13 protein-coding genes are annotated in these 16,235 nt (G+C 33.1%); 12 read left to right on the top strand and 1 reads right to left on the bottom strand.

Annotation, left to right across the window (positions count from 1 at the left end; translation table 11 throughout):
* Positions 1 to 161: 161 nt before the first annotated feature.
* From EJ01_RS12040 to EJ01_RS11990, 10 genes are all read left to right on the top strand, one after another.
* Positions 162 to 509, top strand: a complete 348-nt coding sequence (locus EJ01_RS12040) for a toprim domain-containing protein (RefSeq protein WP_245611203.1) — start codon at positions 162 to 164, stop codon at positions 507 to 509.
* 98 nt (positions 510 to 607) lie between these two features.
* Complete coding sequence (gene dnaG / locus EJ01_RS12035; RefSeq protein ID WP_048080910.1) at positions 608 to 1,768, top strand: DNA primase DnaG; 1,161 nt, start codon at positions 608 to 610, stop codon at positions 1,766 to 1,768.
* A 118-nt stretch (positions 1,769 to 1,886) separates the two neighbouring features.
* Positions 1,887 to 3,398 (top strand): ATP-binding protein, encoded by a 1,512-nt coding sequence (locus EJ01_RS12030; RefSeq protein ID WP_048080911.1) that lies wholly within the window; start codon positions 1,887 to 1,889, stop codon positions 3,396 to 3,398.
* 81 nt (positions 3,399 to 3,479) lie between these two features.
* Positions 3,480 to 4,460 (top strand): site-specific tyrosine recombinase/integron integrase, encoded by a 981-nt coding sequence (gene xerA / locus EJ01_RS12025; protein WP_084689214.1) that lies wholly within the window; start codon positions 3,480 to 3,482, stop codon positions 4,458 to 4,460.
* An 88-nt stretch (positions 4,461 to 4,548) separates the two neighbouring features.
* Positions 4,549 to 4,854 (top strand): WYL domain-containing protein, encoded by a 306-nt coding sequence (locus EJ01_RS12020; RefSeq protein WP_048080912.1) that lies wholly within the window; start codon positions 4,549 to 4,551, stop codon positions 4,852 to 4,854.
* Positions 4,855 to 5,435: 581 nt separating this feature from the next.
* A complete protein-coding gene (locus tag EJ01_RS17850) occupies positions 5,436 to 6,179 on the top strand; it encodes a class E sortase (protein ID WP_052376140.1) in 744 nt (247 codons plus the stop codon).
* Between the two features lie 87 nt (positions 6,180 to 6,266).
* Complete coding sequence (locus EJ01_RS16675; RefSeq protein WP_052376138.1) at positions 6,267 to 8,816, top strand: chitobiase/beta-hexosaminidase C-terminal domain-containing protein; 2,550 nt, start codon at positions 6,267 to 6,269, stop codon at positions 8,814 to 8,816.
* A 192-nt stretch (positions 8,817 to 9,008) separates the two neighbouring features.
* Positions 9,009 to 10,196, top strand: coding sequence for an MFS transporter (locus tag EJ01_RS12000; protein ID WP_048080913.1), 1,188 nt, complete (start codon positions 9,009 to 9,011; stop codon positions 10,194 to 10,196).
* Positions 10,197 to 10,314: 118 nt separating this feature from the next.
* Complete coding sequence (locus tag EJ01_RS11995; RefSeq protein ID WP_048080914.1) at positions 10,315 to 10,803, top strand: TspO/MBR family protein; 489 nt, start codon at positions 10,315 to 10,317, stop codon at positions 10,801 to 10,803.
* Between the two features lie 41 nt (positions 10,804 to 10,844).
* Entirely contained in the window at positions 10,845 to 11,792 is a 948-nt protein-coding gene (locus tag EJ01_RS11990) for a YbgA family protein (protein ID WP_048080915.1), read from the top strand.
* Positions 11,793 to 11,954: 162 nt separating this feature from the next.
* On the opposite strand, the gene EJ01_RS16670 is transcribed toward EJ01_RS11990, so the two are convergent.
* Positions 11,955 to 14,027 (bottom strand): histidine kinase dimerization/phosphoacceptor domain -containing protein, encoded by a 2,073-nt coding sequence (locus EJ01_RS16670; RefSeq protein WP_052376136.1) that lies wholly within the window; start codon positions 14,025 to 14,027, stop codon positions 11,955 to 11,957.
* Between the two features lie 704 nt (positions 14,028 to 14,731).
* Here EJ01_RS16670 and EJ01_RS11980 point away from each other — a divergent pair.
* Together EJ01_RS11980 and EJ01_RS11975 are read left to right on the top strand one after the other, a co-directional pair.
* A complete protein-coding gene (locus EJ01_RS11980) occupies positions 14,732 to 15,394 on the top strand; it encodes a biotin transporter BioY (protein WP_084689211.1) in 663 nt (220 codons plus the stop codon).
* A 265-nt stretch (positions 15,395 to 15,659) separates the two neighbouring features.
* A complete protein-coding gene (locus tag EJ01_RS11975) occupies positions 15,660 to 16,235 on the top strand; it encodes a DUF1284 domain-containing protein (protein WP_048080916.1) in 576 nt (191 codons plus the stop codon).

Here is a 16,235-nt window from a genome sequence, read left to right as displayed (position 1 = left end):
TATTTATAATTAATACTTGTTTTGAATGTTCAATTATTTATATAAGATAGACTATATAATCTCATAGATACTATTTAGACATTTCATAAAAAGGGCTTACCATGAGTTTTAGAAGATTATCTCGCATTGTTGAAGAGCTATCATCCTGCGTAGAACAAGGAATGCCAATTCTTATCGAGGGTAAGAAAGACGAAGAGGCTTTAAGAGAGTTAGGTATTACTGGTAATATCATCAAAGTTTCAGGTTCTGGTCTTAAACTCTTTGAAATTGCAGAAATAGCCGCCAAGACATCTTCAAAAGTCATTATACTGACAGATTTTGATAAAAAGGGAGATATACTTGCAAAAAAACTGTCAGAAGATATACAGAGCCTTGGCTCTCATCCTGATCTTAATATTAGAAAAAATATTATAAAAATCACGCGAAGATATATTAAAGATATAGAAAGTCTTCCAAAACATATGAAACAATTAGAATTAGAAATAAATCCTTATGGTAATTACCTATAATTATTATCAAGGGATTTCCGCCGAAATGGAAAGCCCACCCTTAATGATCTTAATCGATTCAAATGTATCTATAATTACAATAATAAAGGAGGCCCATTATGGGAAAAGGAGAAGAAATAAGTACAACTAAATACCTCATTCACGCTCAAATTAACGCTAACGGAATTGTAGAAAAGCCGGACGTCGTCGGTGCGATCTTTGGACAGACAGAAGGGCTTTTAAGCAATGACCTTGATTTAAGAGAATTACAAAAAACAGGACGTATAGGGCGAATTAAAGTCAACATCAATTCAAGGGGAGGACGCTCAAAAGGAGAAATAGTAATCCCTTCAAGCCTAGATAGAGTTGAAACTGCAATTCTTGCAGCATCACTTGAAACAATCAATCGTGTAGGGCCTTGCGAAGCTTACATACAGGTTTCTAAAGTTGAAGATGTAAGGGCTGTTAAAAGAAGGAAAGTTGTTGACAGAGCAAAAGAATTATACAAAGGCATGATGGAAGAAGTGACTCCTGAAAGCCTTAAAATGATAGAAGAAGTAAAAGAAGCCATGAGAATTCATGAAATAACTGAATTTGGTGATGAAAGGCTTCCTGCAGGACCTAACGTCTCTACTTCAGACGCTATCCTGGTAGTTGAAGGAAGAGCAGATGTCCTGAACCTCCTCAAATATGGAGTAAAAAATGCAATAGCAGTAGAAGGAGTAAGTGTACCCAAAACTGTTGCAGAATTAACTAAAAATAAAACTGTAACTGCATTTGTCGATGGAGACAGAGGCGGAGAACTTATACTAAAAGAATTATTACAGGTTGGCGAAGTAGATTATGTCACCAGAGCTCCAAGAGGAAAAGAAGTTGAAGATCTTGAAAAGGACGAAGTAATGGTAGCTTTAAGGGACAAAGTACCTGTTGAACAGATGTATCATGATCTTGGAGTTAAAGTTGAAAAAATAGAAGAAAAAGAAAAAGATAAAGCTGAAGATAAAATCACCGTTCTTCGAAATGTATTAAAAGACCTGGAAGGTTCAGGTAATGCAGAGATCTTTGATGACGCTTTAAACATCTTAAAAGAAGTTAAAGTTGAAAATCTCTATGATGAACTTAAAAACATCGAAAATAATACATATGCAGTAGTATTTGACGGTGTTATAAGTCAGAGATTAATAGACATTGCAAAGGAAAAAGGGCTTAAACACGTCGTAGCGGTCAGAATGAGCGATGTGGTTAAAAAACCAAGTCCAATTAAAGTTATAACAAGATAATTTTTTAATTTCCACTTTCGGGTGGAAACCCTTTTATTTAATAATCCATTAATTTAAGCACCACATGGGATAGTTATTTAATTAACATCCCCCAATCCACATTCCAGGGGTATTTATTATGTATGTTAACATGAAAAAAGAGTTTTTAGGAGATATAGAAACTACAAAAGACATTTTAATACCAAAAGACCCCTTAAATAGAGTTATCGGGCACGATGATATTATAAAATTTGTAAAAATTGCTGCGAAGCAACGGAGAAACCTGCTGCTTGTGGGACCTCCAGGAATTGGAAAATCATTGATAGCCCAGGCAATTTCTTTTCATTTAACCAAACCTAATGAAGAAGTAACCGTTGTACACAACCCTGAAAGACCCGAAAGGCCTTTTGTTGAACTCAAAACGCGTAAAGAACGGGAAAATGAAAGAATAGATCTACAAAAAGCAGAAGGAGATGTTGTAGATCCTGCTGAAGTCCCAGATGCAGTTGCGGAAAGACTAGGGTTTAGATGCATCCACTGTGGAAGTTTCAACAGCGCATATCAAAGTATATGCCCAGAATGTGGTGGAGATAAATTTTCACATATCAATGCCCGAAGAAAACACTTAGGTGATCTCCTCGGAATGTTTGAGATGAACAGCGGCCCTATAAGCATACCCCAAGATAGAGTTACAACAACCCGAGTTAAAAATGGAAAAGAAGAAGTTGTAATCTATGAAAGAATTGATGGGGACCAAATTAAGATACTTGACCAGCATGCCCTTGAAAAACGGCGTGAACTTGTGGATGAAAAACCAAAAAATGTTATAGTTCCACTTAAAAGAAAATTATTTGTTCAGGCAACGGGAGCAAGTGAAACTGAACTTTTAGGTGATGTCAGGCATGACCCTTATGGGGGACATCCAGATTTAGGGACACAACCCTATGAAAGAGTCGTACCTGGCGCCATCCATGAAGCCCATGAAGGCGTTCTTTTTATAGATGAAATAGTTCATATTGCAAGATTACAGCGTTATATATTAAGCGCTATGCAGGACAAAGTATTCCCAATTATAGGAAGGAATCCGCAAAGTGCTGGAAGTTCAGTTAAAGTTGAAAATGTTCCATGCGACTTTATTTTTGTTGGAGCATGCAATATACGAGATATACAGTACATCCTGCCACCGTTACGTTCAAGAATACAGGGAGAAGGTTATGAAATCCTTATGAAGACAACGATGCCAGATACTGAAGAAAATGTTGCAAAACTTGCACAGTTTGTAGCTCAGGAAATTGAAATGGACGGTAAAATACCCCATGCATCAAAAGGGGCTGTTAATATTTTAATTGACGAAGCCAGGAAAAGGGCAAATGTTATTGATGAGCAAAAAGACTCTTTAACTCTTAGATTAAGAGATCTTGGTGGTGTTGTTAAAATGGCAGGTGATATGGCTGTAATGGAAGGTGCAGATCTTATAATTGAAAAACATATGAACTTTGCCGTAAATAACGCAATTTCAATCGAAGATCAAATTCTTAAAAGGTATAATTCCTTTGAAAATGCTATTCAAAAAGATCTGTCCAGTTCTCAGAGCATGGGAAATGGAAAAGGATACAGACCAAATGAGAATGTGGACAGGAGTTATATGTAGTAAAACTTATGTAGTATAACCCCTAAACCAAAATACGCTATTATCTAATTTCAATTAAATAAACATGTCATAGCTGATACCATGAATCCATATTCTAATCACATGAGAAGAAACGGGGGCGAAGTTGTTTCTGAAGCACACGGCTATGACATAGATGAATCTATTTTAGAACGTTATGATTTTCCCGAAATGATAGAAGATTATCTCATTGAGATGGAGATAAGAAACTATTCTAGAAATACCATCAAAACATACAAATCAATCGTTATTAATTTTTATAATTTTTTACTTGCAGAAAAGAACCTCACTGATGATCGAAGGGTTTTAAGGGCATTTAAAAAATATATAACCCACCTGAAGCGTGACAAAAACGTTTCACAGAACTACATATACCTTGTAACCGTAGTGGTGAAAAAGTTCTTTGAATTCGGCGGTATTCACATTTTAAATGAAATTAAAACACCTAAACGGACTAAATCACTCCCTAAACATTTAAATGAACAGGAAGTGAAAAACCTGATACATGCCTATGATAAAGCAGGTGAAAACATAACTAAACATGCCCAACTTAGGAATCTCAGAAATAAAGTTATTTTAGCTTTACTTTATTCATCAGGACTTAGAGTTTCAGAGCTGGTATATTTACATACAGATAATGTTGATCTTACAGAAAGGACAATAAGGATCCGTGGAAAAGGGGAAAAAGACAGAATTGTACTTTTTGACGGCAGGACAAAAACATTAATTGAAGAATATATCGAGAAAAAAGACGACGACAGCCCATTTCTTTTTGTAAACAGGTCTGGAAATCATTTAACTCCTAGATATATCCAGATGATGATTAAAGACCATGCTAAAGCTGCAGGGATTAAGAAAAAGGTAACTCCCCACATTTTAAGGCACTCCTTTGCAACCCACCTTTTAAAGAATGGTGTTGATATTAGAGCAATTCAGCAGCTTTTAGGACACGCCAACTTGAGTACTACCCAGATTTACACCAGTGTTGATATGCACACACTTAAAAATGCTTATGATAAAGCTAAGTCTGTTCATGGCGATTAATTTTAGATTTAAAGCTAATTTTATTTTTAATGTTATAATTATCTAATTTTCATAATGGTCAAATACTCCTTTTTATCATAATAATATCATGCAAAATGATATTAAAAATGTGATCTGTTCTGCAATACAGTCCAAAAAAATGATCCAGTTCAACTACGAAGACAGTACTCGTGTAGCTGAACCGTACTGTTACGGCGAAAGTAAAGTAGGCAATGAAGTTTTAAGAGCTTTTCAGGTAAAAGGAGAAAGTAAATCAGGCAAACCTGTTGGCTGGAAGTTATTTAAAGCCTCTAAAATAAAAAACGTGGCAGTCACTGACGAATACTTTGCTATTGGACATCATTACGGCAAAGAGCCTGTTATTAAGAATTCATACTGCTGCATTGAACTGTAAAATTTATTTATCAAACTTAAGACTTATTTTATCTAATAAATTTAAAGCTAAGTGATTACAGTCTTTAATTTAACAACTTTTTTCAATATTTCATTAGTTTATTTTAAATATATAGTGATCTCGCTGGCTAAAAATAGTTTTGCTAACGAAATTATATCCAGTTAAAGTTATAAAAATTTTTGAGTTCCATTTATCAAATAAATCATTTTTAAATTATATTTCCTATTTTTGAGAATATATAAAATTATAATCGTTAAACTGTCTCTTTTATCAGTTATTAATCATATTTAAACCAAATAATGCTATTTTATAGATATAAACCAATTAATTATCGTCACAAATGTAAAAAATACCCTAAATAAATATAATAAAAATAGAAAACTTTAAATTATGATTTAATTACAAGAGTAATATTTAATAATAATTTCATAGTTAATATTTGAAATATAATATGTAATATAAGTAAAAAAACACCAAATAGGATTTAAATATAAAAATAAAATATTATTCTGATTCTATTTTTCCAAATAATATGTTTATTACTTAAATAAATAAAATAATGCATTCAAAATGGTGATTTGATGTTAAAAAATAAAATTTTACCTTTAATTATTGTATTAGCATGTGTTTTAGTTCTTTCAGCCATTATTGTATTTAATTTTGAAGAAAGTCATGCATCTAATTCAAGTGATGCATTATCAAATCCTCAAGAAAATAAGGACTTATCTAATATCCTAAATAATAATTTAATTAATTCATTGACTGTAAATCCAAATAATACTCTAACTGAGTTAAATAACAATCTAACTACTATTTTAAATATTAACATAAATAATGCGGCAAATATCAGTCAAACCTCCATAGATATAAATTCCACCAATGAATCAAATCAGATAACTAAAATCCCGGGAAATCGATACATATTGATGATTCCAAAAATGAGAATAACTGGAAAAATTCGTTCTAATACTGTAAACGGCTATAATACTGTGTACCATTATTCTCAAAGTGTTAATCCAGGGCAAAGCGGAGAATGTGGGCTTTTAAGTCATAGAACAAAATATTCCGGGCTATTTAGTAAACTAGGCTCTCTTGAAGCTGGAGATGAAGTAATAATAACTGATTATTTGCTCCATAGAAAATATGTATATATCGTTACCTCAAATGGTAACGATATTCGATGGAACTACAAAAAGAAACCATTAACATTTGCCCAAAGTGGAGATGCAAAATTACTATTAATTACATGTTATCCTCCAGGAAAATCTGAAGCAGCATTCATTACACATTGTAAATTAGTATCAACTACCATTCTGGCAAATTAAATATTATTTTTCTTAAATTTCAAGCAATAGTTAATTAATTAAAATCATTTATTTTAAATGAAAAAATGTAAGGATGTGAAAAAGAGAATGAAAAAACAAGTAATATTTTTAATATTAGCACTTAGTTTTTCAGTAGTAATTTGCAGCACAGCATCAGCAACAAGCCTAACTAATAGTTCACAACCAAAATATCAGCACGATACTCAGAACACCGGCCAATCACAATATAATGGGCCATCGACCAATACTACAAAGTGGATCAATAACTTAACAAATGATTATCTATTTTCTCCAGTTACGGGTAGTGATGGAACAATCTACATTGGAGGATACACTGGCCTATATGCTTTGAATCCTAACGGCACAGTTAAATGGCATAATGATACTATTAATACCCACTCATCTCCGGCCATCGGTGCCGATGGGACTATCTACATCGGGTCTAATTACTATAATGAAACTACTTATGAATCAGGAGGTATTTTATACGCATTAAACCCTAATGGAACCAAAAAATGGGCATATGCTATAACAAACTCCAGTATAGAAAGTTCATCTCCAACTATTGGGAATGATGGAACCATTTACATTGGAGGACAGAACTATGATTCTGATACTGACACAATCACTGGTTTTTTATATGCTATCAATCCCAATGGAACCAAAAAATGGAGCTATGAAACTAACGGAGGTATAGAATCCTCCCCAGCTATAGGGTTGAATGGAATAATATATATTGGAAGTGGGTATTATGATGCATATAATGATATAGATTATGGTTACTTGTATGCAATCAACCCCAACGGTACAAAAAAATGGGTATACAGCATTACAAACGTTAACCTAGAGTATTCATCTCCAACTATTGGATCAGATGGAACAATATATATTACAAGTCAACATTATGACTATGATACTGATACAAACTATGCAGTTTTATATGCTATCAATTCTAATGGAGCCAAAAAATGGAGTAAATCATTTAATGGCATGATAAATTCACCATCTGCAATTAGTAGCAATGGAACCATCTATGTGGGAGTTACTTACCATAACTCAATCACTTATGAACCATATGGTGTTTTGTATGCTTTAGACAGTAATGGAACACAAAAATGGAATTACACTACTCAAGGACCTCTAGATCCTTCCCCAACCATAGGGGCAGACGGGACTATATATGTTGCAGATGATGGTGCAATGCCTAATGGTATTTTATACGCCCTTAATCCTAACGGTACGTTCAAGTGGTTATATCACACTGACTTTTCAATAGATTCATCCCCAGCTATTGCAAAAGATGGAACACTCTACTTCGGAAGCGAAGGCGGTACATTTTATGCTATTGAAGATTTGATAGTTTCTGCAAATATTAAAGGCGAAATTTATAACACTTCAAAGACTGTTACTCTCACTTCAAATCAAGTGGGAACTATATACTACACTACCAATGGGACCATACCATCTACAAGTAGTGCCAAATATACAGGTCCAATTAACATAACAACTTCTAAAACTCTAAAATACTTTGTAGTAAATCAATTTGGGATCTCTTCACAGGTATATACTCAAGAATATATTATAGATACGATTCCACCTACAGCTATCGCTGATGCAACAGGAGGAATATACAATTCCAGTAAAAAAATTACATTATACATAAGCGAACCTGGAACTATTTACTACACTAAAAATGGGACTACACCAACTACTTCAAGCACCAAGTACACAGGACCATTAAGCGTTACATCTACAACTACTTTGAAGTTTATAGCAGTGGATAAAGCAGGAAACAAATCGCCAATCTACACACAGACTTACACTATTGATAAAACAACCCCTACTGCAAATGCCAATATTAAGGGCAGGTTATACAACACTACTAAAAACATTACATTAACCATGAGTGAATCCGGAATCATTTACTACACTAAAAATGGAACTGCACCAACTACAGCCAGTATTCAGTATACAGAACCAATAAGCATTACTGGTACAACCACGTTGAAATTTATTGCAGTAGATAAAGCAGGTAACACCTCTCCAATTTACACTGAAAATTACACTATTGACACTACTACCCCTACAGCAAGTGTTAACCTCAAAGGAGGACTATACAATACTAATAAGAACATTATAATTTCAATGAGCGAACCTGGAACTATTTACTACACTAAAAATGGGACTACACCAACTACTTCAAGCACCAAGTACACAGGACCATTAAGCGTTACATCTACAACTACTTTGAAGTTTATAGCAGTGGATAAAGCAGGAAACAAATCGCCAATCTACACACAGACTTACACTATTGATAAAACAGCACCTAAAATAACTTCAACTTCACCAAAAAGAGGCACTACTGGAATTTCAAGAACAAGTAAAATTTCAGTTAAATTCAGTGAAAGCATTAAAATAAGCAGTAACTGGTCCAAAATCACAGTTAAAGATAAGTATGGACATGCAGTAAAAATCAGCAAAACAATTTCAGGAAACACACTCTACATTAAAACCAATAGCAAAAGACTTAGCTATTCCTATTACACAGTTTACATTCCAGCATCAGCAGTAAAAGACAGTGCAAGCAACACGTTAGCAACAGTGTACACTTTCAAATTTAAAACTGGAAAATACTAGATATTTTCCTTTTCTTTATTTTCTAAAATTATAATCAAATTCATCAACAGGTACCCCCATTAATTTAATGAAAATTACAAAATATGAGGAATGCTAACTTTATATAAAAGTGCTCAAATATAAGACTTTGCACTCATTTTGAGGAGTATCTACTTAATATTCTTATAAAATAAACTGCAAAATAAAACATTGATGAATAATGGGTCAACACCAGTTGAAGATAGAAACAATTTAAGGGGTCATGCTCTAAAATTCATTATTTTATTAGGTATAGTGAGCCTTCTTGCAGATATGACATATGAAGGTGCTCGAAGTATAACTGGACCTTATCTTGCAATGTTAGGGGCAAACGCAGTTGTAGTTGGGTTTGTCTCAGGTTTTGGAGAATTTATTGGTTACGCCCTGCGTCTTGTTTCTGGATATCTAAGTGATAAAACCCGCAAATACTGGGCAATAACAATCACAGGATATTTTATAAATTTACTTGCTGTACCGCTCCTTGCACTTGCAGGGAGCTGGGAAATTGCCGCTGTTCTTTTAATTACAGAGAGAATGGGAAAAGCTTTTCGTACTCCTGCCCGCGATGTAATGCTTTCACATGCATGTTCAGAAGTTGGGCAGGGATGGGGATTCGGTTTACATGAGGCAATGGATCAGATAGGAGCTATAATAGGCCCACTCATAGTTGCGGCGGTTTTATTTTTAAATGGTAGTTACCAGACTAGTTTTGCATTTCTCATAATACCTGCAGTTTTAGCTTTAAGTGTGCTGATCGTGTCACGTTTTCTTTATCCAAATCCCCATGAACTGGAAATTAAAACTCCAAAACTTGAAACTAAAGGATTTAAACATGTTTACTGGATATACATGGCTGCTGTAGCTCTAATTGCATTAGGTTTTGTTGATTTTCCGCTCATAGCATTCCATTTCAAAAACTCGATTATTGTATCTGACAGTTTAACTCCCGTATTTTATGCTATTGCCATGGGAGTAGATGCCCTTGCTGCACTTGTCTTCGGCCGCTTATTTGATAAGATAGGCCTTTCCATTATGATAGTTGTCGCTGTTCTTTCCGCTTTCTTTGCACCTCTTGTGTTTTTAGGAGGTTTCTATTCAGCATTGATAGGAATAGCTTTGTGGGGTATAGGTCTTGGGGCGCAAGAATCTATAATGAGGGCAGCAATTGCAGGAATGTCACCGGTTCAAAGGCGTGGGACTGCTTATGGAGTTTTTAATACTATCTTCGGAGCTTTCTGGTTTATGGGCAGTTTGACTATGGGAATTTTATATGATATCTCCATCTTTTATCTGGTTATCTTTTCTATGATAGCCCAACTTGCCTCAGTTCCACTGTTCCTTCTAATAAGAAAATCCATATAAACTTAATTTCATTTTTTGTACATATTCAAAAATGTACACCATAAAACAGTAAAAACTATCTATTATTAAAAACAATATAATTATTAATAGATAATTAAAATTCTAAGGAGTGTAAATAATGGAAAGCCTTAAAAAATCAGAAATTTTAAAACTGGTAGTATCCATATTAATTCCGTTAATTGCAGGTTTCATAGGCTCCATTGCCACAATGTCTTCTATACCAACATGGTATGCCTCCATTATAAAACCAGATTGGGCACCGCCTAACTGGGTGTTTGGACCTGTATGGACAACTCTTTTTATATTAATGGGTATCGCACTTTTCCTTGTATGGCGTAAAGGTCTTTGGAGAAGAGATGTTAAAATTGCAGTCATTATTTTTGCAGTACAGCTTGTTTTAAACGTTTTATGGTCAGTTATATTCTTTGGATTACAGTCGTTGCTTGGAGGGCTAATTGAAATAGTGTTCTTATGGATAGCGATACTTGCAACAATCATTGCATTTTACAGGATATCTAAACCCGCAGGAATACTCCTTTTACCTTACATAATATGGGTAACTATTGCCTCTTACTTAACTTACACAGTGTACCTTTTAAATATCTAAAATACCCTAATTTTTTTATTTTGAGTGTAGAAGGTTATATCTTGAGAAAATTTGTAAAACCCAAGGTAATTGTAAGTAAATGTATAGGCTTTGAAGCCTGTAGATATAATGGACTTATAATTAAAAGCAATTTTGTTGAAAAACTTAATGAATATGTTGATTTTTACCCAGTATGCCCTGAAGTTGAAATAGGTCTTGGAATACCAAGAGATCCAATAAGAATTATTGAGCTTGAAGGTGAATTAAGGCTTTATCAACCGGCAACGGGACTTGATTTAACAGATAAAATGAAAAAATTTATCGATGAATATCTGAATGAAGTAAATGGCATCGATGGTTTTATTTTAAAGAATAGATCTCCTTCATGCGGCATTAAAGCAGTTAAAGTCTATCATGGTTTTGAAAATTCAAGAACAAAAAGTAGAGCTGGATTTTTTGGAAATGAAGTTCTAGAAAAGTTTCCATATCTTGCAGTTGAAGATGAAGGCCGTCTTAGAAATCTTAAAATAAGAGAAAACTTTTTAACCAAATTATACATATTATCTGATTTTCGAAAAGTAAAAGAATCTAGAAGCCTTAATGAACTCATTAAATTCCATTCAAATAATAAAATGCTTTTAATGGCACATAATCAGGAAAATATGAGAAAAATGGGAAGGCTAATTAGTAATCCAGATAAAAGAACATTTGATGATTTAATTTCGAAATATCAAACTGTTTTCCATAACAGTATTTTAGAACCTCCCCAATATACAGCCAATATTAATGTCTTAATGCACGCTTTGGGTTACTTTAGTAAAGAACTGACACATAATGAGAAAGCTTTCTTTTTAGATTCTGTAGAAAAATACAGAAACGGCATTTTTCCACTGTTCGTGTGTTTAAATATTTTAAAATCATGGGTAATACGTTTTAATAATGAATATTTAATGAATCAAACCTTCTTTGAGCCATATCCCGAAGAATTAATCCCCATTACAGTAGTATAACTCACCAGTATGCCCCAGATATGATACTTCTTTTTCCACCATATTTTAAATTCATTTTTTGACAGCATTCAGCACTGTCTGAATTGTATTTCCAAATTTTTACATCATTTACAATGAAATTTCTTCAGTTAAAAATAATCTAAAAATATTTAATGTAAAAATTCAATTATTATAAAGCTTTTCTTTAAAATCAATGATGAATTTAGTTCCTTCATCTCTCTCCAGCCTAATACTACCTTTTATTTGATCGGTTAAGCTGGTTACAAGCTGCATACCTAATGAATTTGTATTTCTAAAGTCCAGGTCACCTGGGAACCCTATACCATTGTCTTCTACAATTAACTGCATTTCATCGGCATTTTTAGCAAAGTGTACTGATACATTACCTGTTTTTTTATCAGGAAACGCGTATTTCAGGCTGTTAGTTACAATTTCATTTACGATTAAAGCTAAAGGAACTGCAGTGTTAATATCTAAATCTATATTAGCTATATCCATATTTAATTCGATTCCTTGAGATGCTCTGTAAGAATTGAAGAGTTCTATAGTTAAACTCCTAATATATTCACCAAAATCGATTTTCCTTAAATCATCCGACCGGTAAAGCTTCTCATGGATTAAGGCCATAGATCTAGCTCTATTCTGGCTTTCTCTAAAAACACCTAACGCCTCTTTATCATTGATATGGCGGGACTGCAGATTTAACAGACTGGATATAATTGTTAAATTGTTTTTTGCCCTGTGATGGATTTCCTTCATAAGAATTTCTTTTTCCTTAAGTGAAGCTTTGAGATCTTCCTCTGCTTTTTTACGTTTAGAAGCTTCCAGCCCTAAAGATATTAAATTTGCAAGTGAAGCTACAAAATCCTGCTCTTCAAATTTCCAGTGTCTAGTTTTGAATGTTTCATGGCAAAGTACTCCCACTAATTCCCCTTCCAGCCATATAGGAACATCCATCAATGAACAGATGCCGTTAGGTTTAAAATAAGATTCATTTAATTCAGAAGTATAATAATAACCCTGAGCATTGGCAGCAGTTACATTATGAAATTTTTTCATGGCCTCAAAATATCGAGGATATTTTGCTGCTTCCAAAATTAAACCTTGATCATGGCTTTTACCATTATAACAATCCTGACAAATGATTTTTGTTTTATCAAAATCAAATAACCATATACTAACTCGATCAACATTAATTGTTTTAAAAGATGCTTCAGTAATTTTTTGTAGGCCTTCAGGCATGTTAGACAAATCTTTTTGGGATAAATCCAGTAAAGTTTCCTGTCTTTCAATTATTTGTTGAGTTAACAGGTTTTTATGTAATTCTTTCTGTCGAATCTTAGTTATATCACTGCCGACACATAATATACCTAATTTATGAGAACTGTAACTAATAGGAGCTATGGACATAAGAACCGGTATAGCTTTTCCATCTTTAGCCCTCATAATTGTTTCAAAATTAGAAATACAATTTTCTGTAGCTTTATAAACTTTAAAAGCGCTTAAATCTTCAGAAAATATCATTTTCATATCTTTTCCATAAATTTCTGATTTTCCGTAGCCTAACAATTTTAATCCTATGCTGTTAACATTTTTAATTCTATTTTCATTGTCTATTAACACTGAAAAATTAGACATTGCCGAAACTATTTCATCAGCAGCCATAGCAGGAGTTAATTGAGGGAGCCTATACCTTACAATTCCATAACATAGTAATGCTATACCTAAAACAGCTGCAGTATAAAATGTTTCAGGAATTTTAATAGAGAATGAAGACATGACATCAGTAGCAATACCTATCGCCATAGTGAAAGATAATCCTAAAATAAGATATTTAGCCAGCTTTCTTTCCTCAGTATCGGATTTTCTATAGTGTAAATAAGCTAAAACTAATGATGTAACTATAAGGGCTGTTAACCACAGATCACTTAAACCAAAAAGTAAAGGGTTAAGCTGTACAGAATATGTCCAGCCCCAGTATTCTCGTACCATATTCACAGATGTTAAGTTAGATATAATAAAATAAATTGAAACAATTATTGATGGAACATATACCAAAGAAAGAATTTTCAATTTATTTTCAGAGTTTAACCTGTCAGTGACAACTAAAACTACATGTAAAATAAGTGATGCAGATATAATCCATATAAAACTACCAATATACCATAAATTAGCCACATAATACGTTTCTGCCTGCCTGTATCCAAATTCAAGGAACAATAAATATGCAAGCATAAAACACATTAATGCAGTTAGTTGATTTAACTTACTCCGGGTATTCTTATAATAAATAAAATTAGCAAGAAAAATACATAAAATAGATGATAAAAGCGATACTAACGCATATATATTCATTTCTTAGACGCCCCAAAATTTAAATTGTACCAATTTACAACAAAAGTGAATATTAGTCATATAAACTTGTTTTTGTAATATTAATTTATATAACTTTTCTTTAATTTGTATAGCATCATATCAATATATTTTCTTTTAATTCAAGTTATTATGAATAATAAAAAACATAACACCAATTTAATCAGTTTTTAGATCACATTAAAAAAAAGAATCACATATACCTCTATAATTAACCATATTATCCCCCCATTTTTATAATAAAGTGCTATAACTGATTATAAAACCAACAAAACCATTTCAGAAATTATTTTATAGCATTAAATGTATATCTTTCTAATTTAATTCAGTGCATTACTATACTACATCCCAAAAATATGAAAACAAAGTATTTATAATATTTAAATCTAATCAATAATGGGATAAAATACTCATTTAGAGAGTATTATTCACTTTGATATACAATATACACGATTTTTTAATCAGTATTTTTTGACGTTCACAAAATTCTTTGAATTGTGTGTAAAATATGCTTAAATATCAATTATGATATTTTTTTAAAGTGATATTAATTAGGAGGCAAAATAATGCAAACACCTATGGTTAATAGTTATTTCGAAAAGAGGTACAACTTCTTTAAATGGCGCCATGATTCTTCATTTGTAAATAAAACAGTCTTAGCTTTGATAATGGCATGTATTACAGGGATCTCAGCGCAAATAATAATACCTCTTCCATGGACCCCCGTACCTGTAACAGGACAGACCTTTGCAGTGTTAATGGCCGGAATTATCCTTGGCAGATATTGGGGAGGAATTAGCCAAGCCCTATATGTTGTAATAGGCTTAATTGGAGTCCCATGGTTTGCTGGAATGTCAGGAGGCCTTGATGCAATTTTATGTGCAAGTGGAGGATATCTCATTGGATTTATTATCATGTCCTTATTCCTCGGCCATTTTACTGATAAATACATCAGAGCAAGAAGCTTTACATCTATGCTTGGATTGATGTTTATTGCAAACTTCATCATGTTATATGTTCCAGGAGTAATAGGTTTAAGCCTATGGATGACTGCAAACGGTGCACAACCAACTTTATGGAGTTTACTTGCAATGGGAGTTCTTCCATTCGTTATTGGCGACATAATGAAGATTGGAGGGGCAGCAGCATTAACTAAAGCAATAACACCTAAAGAAGCATTTGGTGAAGAAGTAGACGTTAAAAAAGCAGCAAACTGGAGAATATTCTGATAACCATCAGGATCTTCTAATTTTTTATTTTTAAACTATAGATGTAAAAATTCCTAGAATTTTTACCGTTCCAAACGAAGCTTGCAAATCTTAAAAAATCTTCCATTTTTTATGTAGAAAAATACTTTGTATTTTTCTAACTTCGATTTGCGCTCCAAAAAAGGAGGTTTTGAGAGTTCTGCAGGCTAACAAAAATCGAAGATTTTTGTGCCATCAAACACTACGTGTTTGAGTGCTCCAAATCCTTTGGAGAGTTTTACAAACAATGAAAATTCGAGCACACCACCTTTTATGCATGCAGGGATTCCAGGGATACGGATACAGCGAAGATTTCAGCAAAAATATGGCTGAAGTAATTGAAATCCTGCAAAATTTTCCTGAGCATGAAATAGAAATAGTCGCAGAGACAGATTCAATCTGTACCTGCTGTCCATACAATATCAATGAGAAATGTCAAGAAAGTCAGGAATCCATCGAACACAAAGTGTTCGGGGCCGGCAAAAACAACGTTTTTGCGGTTCAAGAAACGAAGCATTCAGAACTCCGTTCCGATGCATCGAAAATCGAAGATTTGACAGATTTTCGAAAGTTTCTTTCAACCCCAAAATCAAAGATTTTGACGGCCAATAATAAAATCATAGCAATGGACCTTAAGGTACTTAAAAAACTAGATATATCTCCAGGATCTATTTTTGAAGCAGGAGAAATATTTAAAATTACAAATGAGAAACTAAAAACATATTTTGACGTGAAAGATATATGTGGAGACTGCAGATGGAGTGAAAAATGTCTATGGTATCTAAAGAAATGTGAAGTTAGTACAGAGTTAATCAGCAAATAA

It is taken from the genome of Methanobacterium veterum, from assembly GCF_000745485.1.
GTDB classification, from domain to species: domain Archaea; phylum Methanobacteriota; class Methanobacteria; order Methanobacteriales; family Methanobacteriaceae; genus Methanobacterium_D; species Methanobacterium_D veterum.
This window is presented reverse-complemented; position numbering and strand designations above follow the sequence as displayed.